This is a genomic window from Cupriavidus sp. FW305-27 (assembly GCF_058787995.1).
Window position 1 is genome coordinate 1 of record NZ_JBYTAG010000035.1, and the last position, 17,539, is coordinate 17,539.

The 17,539-nt window shown below is 65.7% G+C and carries 17 protein-coding genes and 1 pseudogene; 7 read left to right on the plus strand and 11 right to left on the minus strand.

Features of this window, described 5'->3' with window-relative positions; genetic code table 11:
- The 5 genes and pseudogenes from AC3WRI_RS17780 to AC3WRI_RS17800 form a co-directional block, all read left to right on the plus strand.
- Positions 1-213: pseudogene (locus AC3WRI_RS17780) on the plus strand (NAD(P)(+) transhydrogenase (Re/Si-specific) subunit alpha); the annotation flags it as partial.
- 57 nt (positions 214-270) lie between these two features.
- Positions 271-633 carry an aspartate 1-decarboxylase gene (panD, locus tag AC3WRI_RS17785; RefSeq protein WP_010815077.1) on the plus strand — a complete coding sequence of 121 codons (363 nt, stop codon included), beginning with the start codon at positions 271-273 and terminating at the stop codon, positions 631-633.
- A 242-nt stretch (positions 634-875) separates the two neighbouring features.
- Entirely contained in the window at positions 876-1,217 is a 342-nt protein-coding gene (locus AC3WRI_RS17790; RefSeq protein WP_010813224.1) for an NAD(P) transhydrogenase subunit alpha part 2, read from the plus strand.
- Entirely contained in the window at positions 1,217-2,689 is a 1,473-nt protein-coding gene (locus tag AC3WRI_RS17795; RefSeq protein WP_010813223.1) for an NAD(P)(+) transhydrogenase (Re/Si-specific) subunit beta, read from the plus strand. Before AC3WRI_RS17790 ends, AC3WRI_RS17795 begins: the two co-directional genes overlap by 1 nt.
- A gap of 196 nt (positions 2,690-2,885) precedes the next feature.
- On the plus strand, positions 2,886-3,932 hold the full coding sequence (locus tag AC3WRI_RS17800) for a response regulator (RefSeq protein WP_010813222.1): 1,047 nt from the start codon (positions 2,886-2,888) through the stop codon (positions 3,930-3,932).
- 18 nt (positions 3,933-3,950) lie between these two features.
- Here AC3WRI_RS17800 and AC3WRI_RS17805 read toward each other — a convergent pair whose 3' ends face one another.
- The 9 genes from AC3WRI_RS17805 to AC3WRI_RS17845 all read right to left on the minus strand — a co-directional run bounded on the left by AC3WRI_RS17805 (position 3,951) and on the right by AC3WRI_RS17845 (position 13,714).
- Positions 3,951-5,204 carry a THUMP domain-containing class I SAM-dependent RNA methyltransferase gene (locus tag AC3WRI_RS17805; protein ID WP_010813221.1) on the minus strand — a complete coding sequence of 418 codons (1,254 nt, stop codon included), beginning with the start codon at positions 5,202-5,204 and terminating at the stop codon, positions 3,951-3,953.
- A gap of 64 nt (positions 5,205-5,268) precedes the next feature.
- Positions 5,269-5,874: a 2-hydroxychromene-2-carboxylate isomerase gene (locus AC3WRI_RS17810; RefSeq protein ID WP_010813220.1), complete on the minus strand. Its 606-nt coding sequence runs from the start codon at positions 5,872-5,874 to the stop codon at positions 5,269-5,271.
- Positions 5,875-5,919: 45 nt separating this feature from the next.
- On the minus strand, positions 5,920-6,342 hold the full coding sequence (locus tag AC3WRI_RS17815) for a CopD family protein (RefSeq protein WP_010813219.1): 423 nt from the start codon (positions 6,340-6,342) through the stop codon (positions 5,920-5,922).
- A gap of 50 nt (positions 6,343-6,392) precedes the next feature.
- Positions 6,393-7,673: a glutamate-5-semialdehyde dehydrogenase gene (locus AC3WRI_RS17820; protein ID WP_454749658.1), complete on the minus strand. Its 1,281-nt coding sequence runs from the start codon at positions 7,671-7,673 to the stop codon at positions 6,393-6,395.
- A gap of 88 nt (positions 7,674-7,761) precedes the next feature.
- Positions 7,762-8,820, minus strand: a complete 1,059-nt coding sequence (gene holA, locus AC3WRI_RS17825) for a DNA polymerase III subunit delta (RefSeq protein WP_010813217.1) — start codon at positions 8,818-8,820, stop codon at positions 7,762-7,764.
- Between the two features lie 7 nt (positions 8,821-8,827).
- On the minus strand, positions 8,828-9,343 hold the full coding sequence (locus AC3WRI_RS17830; protein ID WP_010813216.1) for an LPS-assembly lipoprotein LptE: 516 nt from the start codon (positions 9,341-9,343) through the stop codon (positions 8,828-8,830).
- A gap of 34 nt (positions 9,344-9,377) precedes the next feature.
- Positions 9,378-11,999, minus strand: a complete 2,622-nt coding sequence (leuS, locus tag AC3WRI_RS17835; RefSeq protein ID WP_010813215.1) for a leucine--tRNA ligase — start codon at positions 11,997-11,999, stop codon at positions 9,378-9,380.
- Between the two features lie 182 nt (positions 12,000-12,181).
- Complete coding sequence (gene dapB, locus AC3WRI_RS17840) at positions 12,182-12,979, minus strand: 4-hydroxy-tetrahydrodipicolinate reductase (RefSeq protein WP_010813214.1); 798 nt, start codon at positions 12,977-12,979, stop codon at positions 12,182-12,184.
- A gap of 111 nt (positions 12,980-13,090) precedes the next feature.
- The gene (locus AC3WRI_RS17845; protein ID WP_492293718.1) at positions 13,091-13,714 is read right to left on the minus strand and encodes an outer membrane protein assembly factor BamE; all 624 of its coding nucleotides are present in this window, start codon (positions 13,712-13,714) and stop codon (positions 13,091-13,093) included.
- Positions 13,715-13,959: 245 nt separating this feature from the next.
- Between AC3WRI_RS17845 and fur the strand changes: the two genes are divergently transcribed.
- On the plus strand, positions 13,960-14,391 hold the full coding sequence (fur, locus tag AC3WRI_RS17850; RefSeq protein ID WP_010813212.1) for a ferric iron uptake transcriptional regulator: 432 nt from the start codon (positions 13,960-13,962) through the stop codon (positions 14,389-14,391).
- Between the two features lie 93 nt (positions 14,392-14,484).
- On the opposite strand, the gene AC3WRI_RS17855 is transcribed toward fur, so the two are convergent.
- Positions 14,485-15,480, minus strand: coding sequence for a LysR family transcriptional regulator (locus tag AC3WRI_RS17855; protein WP_492293720.1), 996 nt, complete (start codon positions 15,478-15,480; stop codon positions 14,485-14,487).
- 296 nt (positions 15,481-15,776) lie between these two features.
- Here AC3WRI_RS17855 and AC3WRI_RS17860 point away from each other — a divergent pair, with 296 nt between their 5' ends.
- Positions 15,777-16,388 carry a flavin reductase family protein gene (locus AC3WRI_RS17860; protein WP_058698821.1) on the plus strand — a complete coding sequence of 204 codons (612 nt, stop codon included), beginning with the start codon at positions 15,777-15,779 and terminating at the stop codon, positions 16,386-16,388.
- Between the two features lie 69 nt (positions 16,389-16,457).
- On the opposite strand, the gene gap is transcribed toward AC3WRI_RS17860, so the two are convergent.
- Positions 16,458-17,456: a type I glyceraldehyde-3-phosphate dehydrogenase gene (gene gap, locus AC3WRI_RS17865; protein ID WP_010813209.1), complete on the minus strand. Its 999-nt coding sequence runs from the start codon at positions 17,454-17,456 to the stop codon at positions 16,458-16,460.
- Positions 17,457-17,539 lie beyond the last annotated feature (83 nt).

Genomic DNA, 17,539 nt, shown 5'->3' on the forward strand with positions numbered 1-17,539 from the left:
GTGGTCAACCACAACGGCGTCATCATCATCGGCCACACCAACCTGGCCAGCATGGTCGCGGCCGACGCCTCGGCGCTCTATGCCCGCAACGTGCTGGACTTCCTCAAGCTGGTCGTCGACAAGGACGGCCAATTCACGCTGAACCTTGAAGACGACATCGTCTCGGCCTGCCTGATGTGCAGGGACGGCAAGGTCGTGCGAGAGGCGGCGTAATTTCCACGGGCGCCATGCGCCCACTGCTTTTGCATCAAATATAAGGACGTATCACCCATGCAACGCATCATGCTCCGCGCCAAGCTCCACCGCGTCACCGTGACGCAGGCGGACCTCAACTACGAGGGTTCGTGCGGCATCGACCAGGACCTGCTGGACGCTGCCGACATGAAGGAGTTCGAGAAGATCGAGCTGTACAACGTGAACAACGGCGAGCGCTTCTCCACCTACATCATCAAGGGCGAGCGCGGCAGCGGCGAGATCTCGCTGAACGGCGCCGCGGCCCGCCGCGCGCACCTGGGCGACCAGCTGATCATCTGCACCTACGCGCCGATGAGCGACGAGGAAATCGCCGCCTACAAGCCCAAGGTCATCCTGGTGAACGAGAAGAACGGCATCAAGGAAATCAAGAAGTTCTGAGGGTTTGCTCCCCTCTCCCGCCTGCGGGAGAGGGGCAGGGGGAGAGGGCAGGCGCTGGCATACCGCCGGCCTGACTTCGTGGGCAAGCCTGCCCTCTCCCCAACCGTCTCCCGCAAGCGGGAGAGGGGGCACGCAATGGGTCGATCTGAGCCACTGGACCTTGACGTGCCCTGACCGCAATGCAGCAATAAGAATTCAGTAAAACGCCGCATCCCGGATTCAAAGCAACGGAGGAGAAGTCGATGGAGATGGTGAACCACACGGTGATCAACCTGATCATCTTCGTGCTGGCGATCTACGTGGGTTACCACGTGGTCTGGACGGTAACGCCAGCCCTGCATACGCCCCTGATGGCGGTGACCAATGCGATCTCGGCGATCATCATCGTCGGCGCCATGCTCGCCGCGGGCCTGACCGAAGGCGGGGTCGGGCGCGTGATGGGCACGCTGGCGGTGGCGTTGGCCGCGGTCAATGTGTTCGGCGGCTTCCTGGTCACCCAGCGCATGCTGGAGATGTTCAAGAAGAAGGAACCGAAGGCCAAGGCGCCTGAGTCCAAGCCGGCGCTGGCCAGGGAGGGTGCGTGATGACCGGTCTTGTCAGCATGAACCTTGTCACCCTGCTCTACCTGGTGGCCTCGGTCTGCTTTATCCAGGCGCTCAAGGGCCTGTCGCACCCGGCCTCGGCGCGCAAGGGCAATGCCTTCGGCATGATCGGCATGGCCATTGCCGTGGTGACCACGCTGGTCCTGATCATCAAGCTGAAGAATGAATTCCTCGCGGCGGGCACGGCCCAGTCGTCGGTGGGCACGGGCCTGGCGCTGATCTTCGCCGCGCTCGTGGTCGGCGGCGGCATCGGCGCCTACGTGGCGAAGAAGGTGCAGATGACCAAGATGCCCGAGCTGGTCGCGGCAATGCACTCGCTGATCGGCCTGGCCGCGGTCTTCATCGCCGTGGCGGCGGTGGCCGAGCCGGCGGCGTTCGGCATCAGCCCGGCAGGCTCGCACCTGATCCCGCTGGGCAACCGCATCGAGCTCTTCATCGGCTGCTTCGTCGGCGCGATTACGTTCTCCGGCTCGGTGATCGCCTTCGGCAAGCTGGCCGGGCGCTACAAGTTCCGCCTGTTCCAGGGCGCGCCGGTGGTGTTTGCCGGCCAGCACTGGCTGAACCTGCTGCTGGCGGTGGCAATGGTGGGCTTCGGCGTCATCTTCTTCCTGTCGCAGGACTGGCTGCCGTTCCTGATCATGCTGGCGATTGCCTTCGTGCTGGGCGTGCTGATCATCATCCCGATCGGCGGCGCCGACATGCCGGTAGTGGTGTCGATGCTGAACTCGTACTCGGGCTGGGCAGCGGCGGGCATCGGCTTCTCGCTGAACAACCCGATGCTGATCATCGCGGGCTCGCTGGTGGGCTCCTCCGGTGCGATCCTGTCGTACATCATGTGCAAGGCGATGAACCGGTCGTTCTTCAACGTGCTGCTGGGCGGTTTCGGCGGCGCGACCGCGGCGGCGGCAACCGGCGACCAGCAGCAGCGCCCGGTCAAGTCGGGTTCCGCCGACGATGCCGCGTTCCTGATGGGCAACGCCGAGACCGTGATCATCGTGCCGGGCTATGGCCTGGCCGTGGCGCGCGCCCAACACGCGCTCAAGGAACTGACCGAGAAGCTGGCCGAAAAGGGCGTGACCGTGAAGTACGCGATCCACCCGGTGGCAGGCCGCATGCCGGGCCATATGAACGTGCTGCTGGCCGAGGCCGAGGTGCCGTACGACCAGGTCTTCGAGATGGAAGACATCAACAGCGAGTTCGGCCAGGCCGACGTGGTGCTGGTGCTGGGCGCCAACGACGTGGTCAACCCGGCGGCCAAGAACGACCCCCAGTCGCCGATTGCCGGCATGCCGATCCTGGAGGCCTACAAGGCCAAGACCATCATCGTCAACAAGCGCTCCATGGCCGCCGGCTACGCCGGGCTGGACAACGAGCTGTTCTACATGGACAAGACCATGATGGTGTTCGGCGACGCCAAGAAGGTGGTCGAGGATATGTTCAAGGCGGTCGACTAAGGCCGTCCGCGCGCCGCGCGCAGGCCCGGGCCATCCCGGCCCTGCCGCGGGCGCCTCCCGCCGCCGGCCCTGGCTGCAAGGCGTGCCTTGCAAGGCAGCCGTGGCGCGCTATACTGGCCTGCGAATGCGCACACTGGCTTGCCGCTTGCGCCACGCCCGTGCCGAACCACTGCGCCGAACCCCTGCCCGCCGCTCCATGACCTTCAACCCGCACGACAGGAACCTGTCGGTCTTCCATCACCCGGTCCTGACCGTCCTGGTCGATGACAGCAAGTCGTTCATCGACAGCCTGGCGTTCCAGATGGATGCCTCGCGCGCGGTGATCACCTTCACCGACCCGCGTGAAGCGCTTCAATGGATCCGCGAGGCCTATGCCACCCGCTTCCCGGGCTTCCTGCCGGTGCGCGTGACGCACGACGACCTCACCTTCCTGACCGAGCGGCGCACCGTGCAGCTCGACATCGACCGCATCTACCGCCAGATCCACGATTTCAAGCGCTTCCTGCAGCCGGGCGTGGTGGTGGTCGACTATTCGATGCCGCAGATGGACGGGCTGGAATTCTGCCAGGCGCTGCAGGACCTGCCCTGCAAGACCATCCTGCTGACCGGCACCGCCGACGAGAGCATCGCCGTGCAGGGCTTCAACCACGGGCTGATCGACCGCTACGTGAAGAAGCATGAAAGCAATATGGTCGAGCGGCTGGACCAGGAAATCGAGGCCATGCAGCAGGCGTACTTTGCCACGCTGTCGCGCACGCTGCGCGAGCTGCTGACGCGGCATTCCTTTTCGTTCCTGTCCGATCCGGCCATCACCGAGCGCGTGCGCCAGCTGATCGCGCGCTATGGCTTTGTCGAGTACTACCTGTACCCCAACCCGGCCGGCATCCTGCTGCTGACCGCGCAGGGCCACGCCACGCTGATGGTGATCGAGACCCGCGCCGGGCTGATGAGCCAGGTGGAATCGGCCGAGGCCTACGATGCCCCGGCGGCACTGATCGAAGGCCTGCGCGAAGGCCGGCTGGTGCCGTTCTTCTGGCCCGGCAACGGCATGTACACGCCGGCGTGCGTGGACTGGGAACAATACTGCCTGCCGGCCGAGCGCTGCGAAGGCAATGAAGAATTCATTTACGCGCTGTTCGACCTGCCGCGCCACCTGCTGCAGGAGCCGGTGGTCAGCCTGCAGGGCTTCCTGGCGGACTTCAGCCGCAATCCCGACGCACTGACGGGGCGCAAGCGCCCCTGACCCGGCGGCCCGGCGCCGTCAGTCAGCCTGCGGCGCCCGGTTGGCGCCGCGCACCATGTCGAAGCGGAACAGCCGGCATTCGATATTGCCGTTGTAGAGCGGCGTGCGGCGCGACTCCTTGAGCCGCAGCCGGCGCGGGAAGCCCATGTCGCCGGTAAACACCCACGCCTGCCAGCCCGCGAAATGCTGCTTGAGCGTGGTGGCGAAGGCACTGGCGAACTGGTTGGCGGCGGCCTCCTCCACCTCGTCGCGCGGCATCTCTTCCTCTGGCAGGCGGCGCTGGCCGCGCACCGCGATGCGCTCGCCGTACGGGGGATTCATCAACAGCAAACCCGGCTCATCAAAAGGCGGCTGCACGAAGCGCGCATCCACCTGCTTGGTGCGCGCCTCGCCCGGCAGGCCGGCACGCTCCCAGTTGGCGCGCGTGATCGCCAGCATGTCGGTGGAGATGTCCGAACCCACCACCTGCAGCTCATCGGCCGAGGCCAGCATGCGGGCGCGCTGCGCGTCCGACTTCAGCTTCTGCCAGGCCTTGGTGTCCATGCCCTTGAGCCATTCGAAGGCAAAGCTGCGGCTGCCGCCCGGCGCGATACCCAGCGCCACCTGCGCGGCCTCGATCAGGAAGGTGCCGCTGCCGCACATCGGGTCGTAGAAGGGCCGGAACGTCTGGCCCGGCACCCAGCCCGCCAGGCGCAGGATGCCGGCGGCCAGGTTTTCCTTCAGCGGCGCCTCGCCCTTCTCGGTGCGCCAGCCGCGCTTGAACAGGGGCTCGCCGGTGGTGTCGAGGTACAGCGTGCAGTCACGCTCGGTCAGGTGGGCATAGATGCGCACATCCGGGCTGGCGGTATCGACGCTCGGGCGCGCGCCCACACGCTCGCGCAGGGCATCGCAGACCCCGTCCTTGACCCGCAGCGCGGTGAAATTCAGGCTGCGCAGCGGCGACTTGTGCGAGGTGATGTCCACGCGCAGCGATTCATCGGGCGAAAACCACTGCTCCCAGCGCACGCCGCGTGCCAGCGTATAGATGTCGTCTTCATGCCGGTAGCCGCGCGCGGCCACGCGCATCAGCACCCGGCTGGCAATGCGCGAATGCAGGTTGACCGCATAGGCGGCGGCCATCTCGCCCGAGAAATTGACGCCGCCCGGCACCTCCTGGTGCACCGTGAACGGCGCCAGCGCGGCCATGCCCGGCATCGCGGCGATCTCGCGCAGTTCTTCGGCGAGCGCGCTCTCCAGGCCGCGCGGGCAAGGGGCAAAGAAGGCTTGGGTCATGTGTTGGGTTTCCTGCAAACAAAAACGTCCGCCGTAGCGGACGGGGATCTATCCGAAGCTTAGCTCAAGCCGCCGCCAGGGCGCGCTCGAGGAAATCCAGCCGGTCCTGGCCCCAGAAGGGCTGGCCGTCATGGACGTACCACGGCGCGCCGAACACGCCGGCCGAAATCGCGTCCTGGGTATTCTGCGCATAGGCGGCCTGCACCGACTGCGCCTCGCTGGCCCTGAGCAGGCTGGCGCCGTCCAGGCCGGCCTCGTCGGCAATCTGCGCCAGCGTGGCGGCATCGGCGATATTGCGCTGCTGCGCCCACACTGCCGCGCCGATGGCGCCGGTCAGCTGCATCGCGCGGGCGGTGCCGTGCGCCAGCTGCGCCGCGATGATCAGCTTGCTGGCCGCGTCGCCCGATACCGGGAAGAACGTCGGCTGCAGATGCAGCGGCAGGCCCAGGAAGTCGCTCCAGCGCGCCAGCTCCACCAGGCGGTAGGCCTGGCGCTGGGGCGGGCGCTGCGACAGCGGCAGCCCGCCGGAGACGGAAAACACCTTGCCCAGGTCGCACGGCTTCAGGTTCACCTGCGCGCCATGGCGCTCGGCGATGGCGGCAAAGCGCGCATGGCCCAGGTAGACGTACGGCGACTGCGGCGTCAGGTAATAGTCAACCAGCTTGCTCATTTCGGTTCCGCTACAGGATTGGCAACAACAGACCGGGCGCCAGGCTCAGAACGGCTTGACGACCACCAGGATCACCACCGCCAGCAGCACCAGCACCGGCAGCTCATTGAACCAGCGATAAAACTTGTGCGAGCGCGTATTGCGCCCCGCCTCGAACTTGCGCAGCAACACGCCGCAGCCATGGTGGTAGCCGATCAGCACCAGCACCAGCGCCAGCTTGGCGTGCATCCAGCCCTGCCCCGCGCCGCGGCCGATGCCGTAGCCCAGGTACAGCCACAGACCGAACACCACCGCCGGCACCGCCAGCATGGTCATGAAGCGGAACAGCTTGCGCGCCATCAGCAACAGGCGCTGCGTGCTGGCGGCGTCGGTTTCCAGCGCCAGGTTGACGAAGATGCGCGGCAGGTAGAACAGGCCGGCGAACCACGAGACCACGAAGACGATATGCAGCGCTTTGACCCAGAGCATCGGCAGAGAGACGTTCGAGAACGATTGTTATTGTTGTTGGCGCGCGAGCGTCAGGTGCGGATCTCGCCGTGCCCGAATACCACGTACTTCAGCGAGGTCAGCCCTTCCAGCCCGACCGGGCCGCGTGCATGCAGCTTGTCGTTGGAGATGCCGATCTCCGCGCCCAGGCCATACTCGAAGCCATCGGCAAAGCGGGTCGAGGCATTGATCATCACGCTGGCCGAATCGACCTCGCGGATAAAGCGCATGCCCGCCGAGTAGTTCTCGGTGATGATCGAATCGGTATGGTGCGAACCGTATTCGTTGATATGGGCGATGGCGTCGTCGAGTCCGGCCACGGTCTTGATGGCGAGGATCGGCGCCAGGTATTCCAGGCGCCAGTCTTCCTCGGCGGCATCGACCAGGCCGGTAAAGCCGGCGGCTTCCAGCGTGGCGCGGGTGGCCGGACACACGCGCAGCTCGACGCCCTTCTCCTGGTAGATGCGGCACAGCGGCGGCAGCGCGGCGGCGGCGATGTCCTGCGACACCAGCAGCGTCTCCATGGTGTTGCACGGCGCATAGCGCTGCGTCTTGGCGTTGTCGCAGACGCGCACGGCCTTGTCCAGGTCGGCATCGGCGTCGATATAGACGTGGCAGATGCCGTCCAGGTGCTTGATCATCGGCACGCGCGCTTCTTCCATCAGCCGCGCGATCAGGCTCTTGCCGCCGCGCGGCACGATCACGTCGACGTATTCGGTCATGGTGATCAGCCGGCCCACGGCAGCGCGGTCAGTGGTCTCGATCACCTGCACCGCCTCGGACGGCAGGCCGGCCGCGGACAGGCCCTCGGCCACCAGCGCCGCCAGCGCGGTGTTGGATTCGATTGCTTCGGAGCCGCCGCGCAGGATGGTGGCGTTGCCCGACTTCAGGCACAGCGCCGCGGCGTCGATGGTCACGTTGGGGCGCGACTCGTAGATGATGCCGATCACGCCCAGCGGCACGCGCATCTGGCCGACCTGGATGCCGGTCGGGCGGAACTTCATGTTCGAGATCTCGCCGATCGGGTCGGCCAGCGCGGCGATCTGCTCCAGGCCCGCGGCCATGGTGGCGATGGCCTTGTCCGACAGCGTCAGGCGGTCGATGAAGGCGGCGTCCTGGCCGTTGGCGCGGGCGCGTTCAACGTCACGCGCGTTGACCGCCTTGAGCTTGTCGGCATCGCGGCGGATGGCCGCGGCGATGGTCAGCAGCGCGCGGTTCTTGTCGGCCGTGGAGGCACGCGCCATGGCGCGCGACGCGGCGCGGGCCTGGCGGCCGACGCGGTCCATGTATTGATTGAGGTCGAGCTCGTTCATGTCAGTGGCCCTGGGGTGGTGGCCGTCAGTGTGTTTTCCGTCCCCCCGCCGCACGCGGCGGGGGAAGCAAACCTGTGGAGTTGCGCGTTCAGCGCGCGATCATCAGGGCAAGCTGCTGCAGCCCGTCCCATGGTTCCGCCGGCAGCGGGCTGCCGCCCGGTGGCGGCAGGTCCGACAGGCCCTTGACCTGGCGGTCCAGCCGCGCCGCCAGCGCCAGCGCCGCTTCCAGCCTTGGCTGCGCCAGGCGCTGCGCGGCCTGCGGCACCAGCCGCTCGCGCGGGCCCCAGACGCGCAGCTCGCGCATCAGCACACCCGCCGGCTTGCCGGCCGCCAGCCCTTGCCGGACCTTGGATAATACGCGAATTTCCTCGGTCAGCGCCCACAGCACCAGCACCGTGGCCTCGCCCTCGCCGCGCAGCCCTTCGAGCATGCGCACCAGCCGCGGCACGTCGCCAGAGAGCATCGATTCAGACAGCTTGAACACGTCATAGCGGGCCACATTCAGCACCGCATCGTGCACCTGGTCGAAGGTGAGCTCGCCGGGCGGGTACAGCAGCCCCAGCTTCTGGATTTCCTGGTGCGCCGCCAGCAGGTTGCCCTCGACCTTGTCGGCGATGAACTGCAGCGCACGCCGGCCCGGCTCGCCGCCTTCGACGCGTTGCTGCTGCAGCGACAGCCGCTCGCCGACCCAGGCCGGCAGCCGGGTGCGGTCCACGGTGTCGACCTTGATCGACACGCCGGCGCCTTCCAGCGCCTGGAACCAGGCCGACTTGGACGCGGCAAAATCCAGCCGCGGCAGCGTCACCAGCAGCACCACGTCGGGCGACGGCTGGGCGGCCACAGCGCGCAGCGCCTCGCCGCCGTCCTTGCCGGGCTTGCCCGACGGGATGCGGAGTTCAACGATCTTGCGGTCGCCAAAGAGCGACATCGACTGCTGCGCCTCGACCAGCTGGCCCCAGTGGAAGCCGCGCTCGGCCACCAGCACGTCGCGCTCGGAGAAGCCGGCTTCGCGCGCCGCGGCGCGCAGGCGGTCGACGGCTTCCAGCACCAGCAGGTGTTCGTCGCCATGTACCACGTACAGCGGTGCCAGGCCCTTGGCCTTGGCCTGCCTCAGGTGCGCGTCGAGCCCGTCGAGCTTGAGCTGCATGCCGTGATCAGATGGCCTTGACGGCGGCCAGCCGGCGCATCAGCTGCTGCACGATATCGCGCTGCATGTCGCGGTACAGCTGCTGCTCTTCGTAGTCCTTGGCCAGCGTGTTGGCTTCGTTGTAGGTCAGGTCGCGGGTCAGCACCAGCTGCGACGGCGCGATCAGTTCATTGCCGGCGGGGTCGCGCAGGCGGAAGGTGAAACGCTGCGTCAGGCGGTATTCACGCACCACGCCCTCGGTCGTGATCGACAGGATCGACTTGGTGCGGGTGTCCTGCAGCACGTCCAGCAGGGCGTCGGCCTCTTTCTGGTCGGCCACCACCTGGGTGTCGGAACCGCCGCGGATGGCGCGGCGCAGGTCCGCGCCCATCAGCGAATTGGCCGGAATCCCGATATAGAGCCGCTTGAAGGCGAAATCCGCGTTGCCGCGCATGTGGAAGCCGCAACCGGCCAGCAGGCCCGTTGCCGGCACTGCCAGCATTGCCGCGAGCACCTTGCGGCGCCCCATGTTCAGTCGCTTCATTCTTGGCGATTCCTTGTCAGGTTCCGGGGCCAGCTTACAACACCACGTTGACCAGGCGGCCGGGTACCACCACGATCTTCTTCGGCGCCTTGCCCTCGGCAAACTTGGCCACGGTCTCGCTGGCGGCGGCGGTTGCCTCGATCGCGGCGCGGTCGGCTTCGGCGGGCACGGTGATGCTGCCGCGCACCTTGCCGTTGATCTGCAGCACCAGTTCGATCTCGCTGCGCACCAGCGCGGCTTCATCGACCTGCGGCCACGGCGCGTCGAGCAGGTCGCCGGCTTCGGCGGCGTAGCCCAGCTGGTCCCACAGGCCGTGGGTGACGTGCGGCACCACCGGGTACAGCACGCGCAGCAGGATGCCGAAGCACTCGCGGCGCGCGGCCGGCGAAGCGGTCTTGGCGTCGTCCAGCGCGTTCAGCATCTTCATCGTGGCGGACACCACGGTGTTGTACTGGATGCGCTGGTAGTCGTAGTTGGCCTGCTTGAGCACGCCGTGGATCTCGCGGCGCAGGTCGGCGTCATCGGCAGTCGGCTTGCCGCCGGCGCCGTCGCGGATGGCCGCGGCATTGGCATAGCCGTAGTTCCACACGCGGCGCAGGAAGCGCGAGGCGCCCTCGACGCCCGAGCCGCTCCACTCAAGCTGCTGCTCCGGCGGCGCGGCGAACATCACGAACAGGCGCGCGGTGTCGGCGCCGTACTGGTCGATCAGCGCCTGCGGATCGATGCCGTTGTTCTTGGACTTCGACATCTTCTCGACGCCGCCGATCACCACCGGCTGGCCGTCGGCGATCAGCGTGGCGCCTACCGGGCGGCCGCGCTCGTCGGTGCGCAGGTCGACCTCGGCCGGGTTGTACCAGTGCTTCTTGCCCGACGCGTCTTCACGGTAGTAGGTCTCGTTGAGCACCATGCCCTGCGTCAGCAGGTTGGTGAAGGGCTCGTCGAACTTGACCAGGCCCAGGTCGCGCATGACCTTGGTCCAGAAGCGTGCGTACAGCAGGTGCAGGATCGCGTGCTCGATGCCGCCGATGTACTGGTCCATCGGCATCCAGTAATCGTTGCGCGCATCGACCATGGTGGCCGCATCCGGGCAGGTATAGCGCATGTAGTACCAGCACGAGTCGATGAAGGTATCCATCGTGTCGGTCTCGCGGCGCGCCGGCTTGCCGCACGACGGGCAGGTGCACTGCAGGAAGCGCGCATCCTTGGCCAGCGGGTTGCCGGTGCCGTCCGGCACCAGGTCTTCGGGCAGCACCACCGGCAGGTCTTTCTCAGGGACCGGCACCACGCCGCAGCTGTCGCAGTGGATCAGCGGGATCGGCGTGCCCCAGTAGCGCTGGCGCGAGATGCCCCAGTCGCGCAGGCGCCAGGTCACCTTCTTCTCACCCAGGCCCTTGGCGCCCAGGTCGGCGGCAATGGCTTCGACCGCGGCCTGGTAGCCGAGGCCATCGTACTTGCCGCTGTGGATGCAGGTGCCCTGCTCCTTGTCGCCGTACCATTCCTGCCAGGCTTCGGTCGAGTACGGCTGGCCCTTCACGTCAATGACTTGCCTGATCGGCAGCTTGTACTTGAGCGCGAAGGCGAAGTCGCGCTCGTCGTGCGCGGGCACGCCCATCACGGCGCCGTCGCCGTAGCTCATCAGCACGTAGTTGCCGACCCACACGTCGACCTTCTCGCCGGTCAGCGGGTGCACCACTTGCAGGCCGGTCGGCATGCCCTTCTTCTCCATGGTCGCCATGTCGGCTTCCATGACCGAGCCGTGCTTGCATTCGTCGATAAAGGCAGCCAGTTCGGGGTTGTTCAGCGCGGCATGGGTGGCCAGCGGGTGCTCGGCGGCGACCGCGCAGAAGGTCACGCCCATGATGGTGTCGGCGCGCGTGGTGAACACGTACAGCTTGCCGTCATTGATCGGCTTGCCGTCCTCGCCGGGGATGTCGTGCGGGAACGCAAAGCGCACGCCCACGCTCTTGCCGATCCAGTTCTGCTGCATCACCTTGACGCGCTCGGGCCAGCCCAGCTGGTCCAGGTCGCCCAGCAGTTCCTCCGCATACTCGGTGATGCGCAGGTAGTACATCGGGATCTCGCGCTTTTCCACCACCGCGCCGGAGCGCCAGCCGCGGCCGTCGATGACCTGCTCGTTGGCCAGCACGGTCTGGTCGACCGGATCCCAGTTGACAGTGCCGGTCTTGCGGTAGGCGATGCCCTTTTCCAGCATCTTCAGGAACAGCCACTGGTTCCAGCGGTAGTAGTCCGGGCTGCAGGTGGCGACCTCGCGCGACCAGTCGATCGCCAGGCCCATCGACTGCATCTGCTTCTTCATGTAAGCGATGTTGTCGTAGGTCCAGGCCGCCGGCGCCACGCCGTTGTTCAGCGCGGCGTTCTCGGCCGGCATGCCGAAGGCGTCCCAGCCCATCGGCATCAGCACGTTGTTGCCGTTCATGCGCAGGTAGCGCGCCATCACGTCGTTGATGGTGTAGTTCCGCACGTGGCCCATGTGCAGCTTGCCCGACGGATACGGCAGCATCGAGCAGGCGTAGAACTTGGGCTTTTCCTTGCCGTCGGCCCCGGCCGCATGCTCCGACACGCGATAGGCGTCGATGGCTTGCCAGTGCTGCTGGGCGGCTTGTTCAACGGCGGAAGGAAGGTATTTGTCTTGCATGGTCGGGACAGCAGTCAGGACAACGTTTGCGCGGCAACTGGCCTGCCGGCATCCGGGGGAATCGTTGGAATGAGAGCAGCGGGCGCGCCGCTTGCGCGGCGCCCGCCGGGCGTGCAATGCGAAAGAAGACGATTATAACCGTGGCGGCAGGCCAGTTTCGGCCCTGCGCGCCCCGCGGCGCCTTACTTCAGGCCCAGCACGTCCTGCATGTCGAACAGGCCGTTGGGCTTGTCGGCGAGGAAACGGGCGGCGCGCACGGCACCGTCGGCATACGACTGGCGGCTGGAAGACTTGTGGCTGATCTCGATGCGCTCGCCGATGCCGGCGAACATCACGGTGTGGTCGCCGACGATATCGCCGCCGCGCACGGTGGCAAAACCGATCGAGTTGGGATCGCGCTCGCCGGTGTGGCCTTCGCGGGCATAGACGGCACAGGTCTTGAGGTCGCGGCCAAGCGCATCGGCAATCACTTCACCCATCTTCAGCGCGGTGCCCGACGGGGCATCGACCTTAAAGCGGTGATGCGCCTCGATCACTTCGATATCATAGCCAGTCGACAGCAGCCTGGCGGCCACTTCCAGCAGCTTGAAGGTGGCGTTGACACCGACGCTGAAGTTGGCGGCGAAGACGATCCCGATCGACCTGGCGGCCTCGGCCAGCGCGGCCTTGCCGGCCTCGTCGAAGCCAGTGGTGCCGATCACCATCTTCACGCCCAGCTTCTTCGCCGCGGCCACGTGGGCCAGCGTGCCTTCGGGACGGGTGAAATCGATCAGGCAGTCCGCGCCGGCCAGCACCGCTTCCACATCGGAACTGATCGCCACACCGGTCTGCCGGCCCAGCAGCAGGCCCGCATCCTGTCCCAGCGCCGGCGAGCCCGGCACGTCGAGCGCGCCCGCGAGGCTCACGCCCTCGGTGTTCAGCACTTGTTCGATCAGCATGCGGCCCATGCGGCCCGATGCGCCTGCAATGGCGATGTTCATGGTGTCTGGCTCAGCGGAATATGCGCAATGCGCGGAAAGTGATCGAGCCGGCCATGCCTGACCGGCCCGGAAAACTGGTGGCGCGCCGCTGCCGGCGCGCCGTGCGGCCGATCAGTTGGCGGCCGGTTTGGGGGCCTGGGCCGGCGCCGCTGCTTCGGTGGGAGCGGCCGGCGATGCCGCAGGGGCGGGTGCCGCCTCCGGCTGCTGCGCCTGCCGCGGCACAAAGTTCTCCACCGTGGTCTGCGCTTCGGCCGGGGCGGCCGCGGCGGCTGTCGCGCCGGTGGAGATCTTGCCCGGCGTCTGGTCCTTCAGCGCCTTTTTCATGCCGTCGATCTCGGCAATCAGCTCATACTCGGACGGCAGTTCATCGCCACTGAACTTGACCAGCCGGTCGCCTTCGAAAAACACCGTGAAGCGGCGCTGCTGCACCACCGGGGTATTGCCGCGGCGGAACGAGAACACATAGTCCCAGCGGTTGGCGTGGAACACGTCATTCAGCAGCGGCGTGCCGAGCAGGAACTTGACCTGGTCGCGCGTCATGCCTTCGCGCAGTTGCGATACGGCCTCGCGCGAGACGAAATTGCCCTGCACGATGTTGATCCGGTACGGCGTGATGGCGTTGGCTACCTTGCGCGAGGTGGAATCGTAGGCTGAGCAGGCGCCGGCCAGCAGGGCCGCGGCCAGCAGGGAGACAACCAGCGTCGGGCGCATGGCGGACGAACGGATAGAACGCATGTATCTCGCTTCCGGGAGGGAAAGAAAAGTACCGCGGCACGGTACCGCAAAGCGGGCACAAAAACGGCGCAATATGCGCCGATTGCACCACACACGCCTGTTGCGCCTGCCGCGACAACCACATGGGACGGCAACCGTGCCGGGCGCGTGACGTCGACCTGGGACATCACTACCGCGAGCGACTTTTGCTGCCAAAACCCTTATGATTCAACTATCCAGTCATTGTACTCTAGGGAGTCACCCACATGCCGAGTCCGGCGGACCTCAAGAACATCGGCCTGAAGGCGACCGTGCCCAGGCTGAAGATTCTTGAAATTTTTCAGACCAGTGAGCAGCGGCACCTGAGCGCAGAAGACGTCTACCGTATCCTGCTGAACGAGCATATGGACATCGGCCTGGCCACCGTCTACCGCGTGCTGACCCAGTTCGAGCAGGCGGGCCTGCTCTCGCGCAACAACTTTGAATCCGGCAAGGCGATTTTCGAACTCAACGAAGGCAAGCACCATGACCACCTGGTGTGCCTCGACTGCGGCCGCGTCGAGGAGTTCTTCGACTCTGAAATCGAGCACCGCCAGCAAAGCATCGCGCGCGAGCGCGGCTTTACGCTGCAGGAACATGCACTGTCGCTGTACGGCAATTGCACCAAAACAGACTGTCCCCACAGACCCAAACGATAAGCCTGCACGCTCCACCGCGGAGCGCAGACGGGCAACAAAAAACCGGCGCCAAGCGCCGGTTTTTTGTTTGGGCTGCTCGCCGCAGGATGCTGCTCAGGGTGCCTGCAGGTCTTGCAGGTCCTGTTCGGTGACCACCCGTGCCGAGCGTGCCGGCGGCAGTCCGACAAACTCGCCCACCACCTGGCGGAACAGGTTGCGCGCCCACACCAGCATCGGATGGGTGTTGCGGCTGCGGTGCCAGAACATGTTCAGGCCGAGCGTGGTGTTCAGTTCCGACGGCAGCGGGAAGGCCTTCAGGCCATAGGTCTCGCAGGCCATGTCCTTGGTCAGCGCATTGACGGTGAAGATCATGTCGGTCTGCGAGGCCAGTTCGGCCTGGGCACGCCATGAATGTACCGTCAGCGTCGCATTGCGCTTGAGCCCGCGCTGCTGCAGCGCGTAGTCGAGCGGAATCAGCGACGGCGCCGGGCGGCCGGAGCCGCCGGAATGCGCCATGAAGATATGGCCGCAATCCAGGTATTGCTCCAGCGAGCAGTGGTTCTTGAGCACCGGATGGCTCTTGCGCGCGCAAACCCACAGGTTCAGCGACGTCACCATTTCCTCGACGATTTCCGGGTGGCGTGTCGGGAACGGCGAAAAGGCCAGGTCAAGTTCATTGGCGCGCATCGAGGCGACGTCCGTTTCCCACGAATGGGATTCGACCAGCTTGATATGCAGGTCCGGCGCCAGCTGCTTGATACGCAGCACAAAACGGTTGAATACCGTGTCGCCCAGTTCAGCAGCGAAGCCGATGCTCAGCGTGCCGGTGGCAATGGCCGGATCAAAATTGTCGGCATCGCCCTCGTTGATCGACGACCACAAGTCCAGCATGTCGCGGATCTTCGGGCCCAGTTCCAGCGCACGCGGCGTTGGCGTCAGGCCATGCGGGACGCGGATGAAGAGCGGATCGTCAAAGATTTCACGCAGCCTGCCCAGCGAGTGTGATACGGCCGGTGCGGTCATATGCATCTTTTCCGCTACATAAGTGGCGTTTCGCTTGCTCAGTAGTTCGGTGAAGATCACTAAAAGCTTCGTGTCTACGTTCACCATGATCAGGCCTCGGTCAGATTATTCTTAGCTAGATGGCCCCACCACTTGCACTGGCTGCACATCAGATTTCAACGGCGTCTTAATAGTGTAAGAGGAAAAAACAAGCTCGGAAAGCAAATTCGGCATTTCTGAAATGGCCGTCTACGCCATATTTCTGAAAAATTGCGCTCTTTTTCCACAATTGACCGCATATGTGAACATTTCCCGCGCCGCAACATGCACTCGTACATCCGGGTATAGTGGGTCCGCCGTTCCCATTTTTATCATTCTTTTCTGACGGCTCGATCCCGGCCATCATGCCTGAACATTTCCGCCTGCCCGTATCACTCCCGAAAGCCTACCGCTTGCTGAACCACGGCCCCACTGTGCTGGTCAGCGCCGCCGCCGGCGGCAAGCGCAATATCATGGCCGCCGCCTGGGCCATGCCGCTCGACTTCGCCCCGCCCAAGGTGGCAGTGGTGCTGGACAAGAGCACCTGGACCCGGCGCCTGCTGGAAGACAGCGGCGAGTTCGTGTTGCAGGTCCCCACCGTCAGCCAGGTCGACCTGACCGAGGCACTGGGCTCCAGCTCGGGCCTGGCGCTGATGGAGCAGGAAGGCACCGACAAGTTCGACGCCTACGGCCTTGGCACCTTTGCCGGCACGGCGGTGGGCGCGCCGCTGCTGGAGGGCTGCGCGGCCTGGCTGGAATGCCGGCTGCTGCCGGAGCCGGCCACGCAGCAGACCTACGACCTGTTCCTTGGCGAAGTCGTGGCCGCTCATGCGGACTCGCGCGTGTTCAGCAACGGGCGCTGGCATTTCGACGGCCATGATGCGCTGCGCACCATCCACCATGTGGCTGGCGGCCATTTCCTGGTGGACGGCGACGCAATCGACGCGCGCCCACTGGCGCCCCGCCCGGCTGGCTGAATATCACAGCGCCGGAAAATGAGAAACGCGCCCGAAGGCGCGTTTTCCTTTACTGCGGAAGCTGCCGGATTACTTGGCCGCGACGCGGACCATTTCCAGCACCTTGTTCGAGTAGCCCCACTCGTTGTCGTACCAGCTCACGACCTTGATGAAGGTGCCGTCCAGCGCGATGCCGGCTTCGGCGTCGAAGATCGAGGTGCGGGCATCGCCGCGGAAGTCGGTGGCGACGACCTTGTCTTCGGTGTAGCCCAGCACACCCTTGAGCGCGCCCTGGCTCTGGGCCTTCATCTCGGCGCAGATTTCTTCGTACGTAGCCGACTTTTCCAGCTCGACGGTCAGGTCGACCACGGACACGTCCGAGGTCGGCACGCGGAACGACATGCCGGTCAGCTTCTTGTTCAGCTGCGGAATCACCACGCCCACGGCCTTGGCGGCGCCGGTCGACGACGGGATGATGTTTTCCAGGATGCCGCGGCCGCCGCGCCAGTCCTTGTTGGACGGGCCGTCAACGGTCTTCTGGGTGGCGGTGGCAGCGTGCACGGTGGTCATCAGGCCGCGCTTGATGCCCCACTTGTCGTTCAGCACCTTGGCCACCGGTGCCAGGCAGTTGGTGGTGCAGCTGGCGTTGGAGATGATCGCCTCGCCCTTGTACGACTCGTGGTTCACGCCGTACACGAACATCGGGGTGTCGTCCTTGGACGGGGCCGACATGATCACCTTCTTGGCGCCCGCGTCGAGGTGCTTCTGCGCGCCTTCCTTGGTCAGGAAGATGCCGGTCGATTCGACCACCACATCGGCGCCGATCTCGCCCCACTTCAGTTCGGCCGGATCCTTGACCGCGGTCAGGCGAATCTTCTTGCCGTTGACGACCAGGGTGTTGCCGTCGACCGACACTTCGCCGTCGAAGCGGCCATGCACCGAGTCGTACTTCAGCATGTATGCCAGGTAGTCGGGCTCCAGCAGGTCGTTGATGCCAACGACTTCGATGTCCTTGAAGTTGGCGACTGCGGCGCGGAACACCATGCGTCCGATGCGGCCGAAGCCGTTGATGCCGATCTTGATGGTCATGACTGTCTCTCCTGAGGATCGATTGAAACCGGTGGGCGCCGCACGGGCCGCGCGGCGCACCACGCGGCTCCAGCGCCCGGATG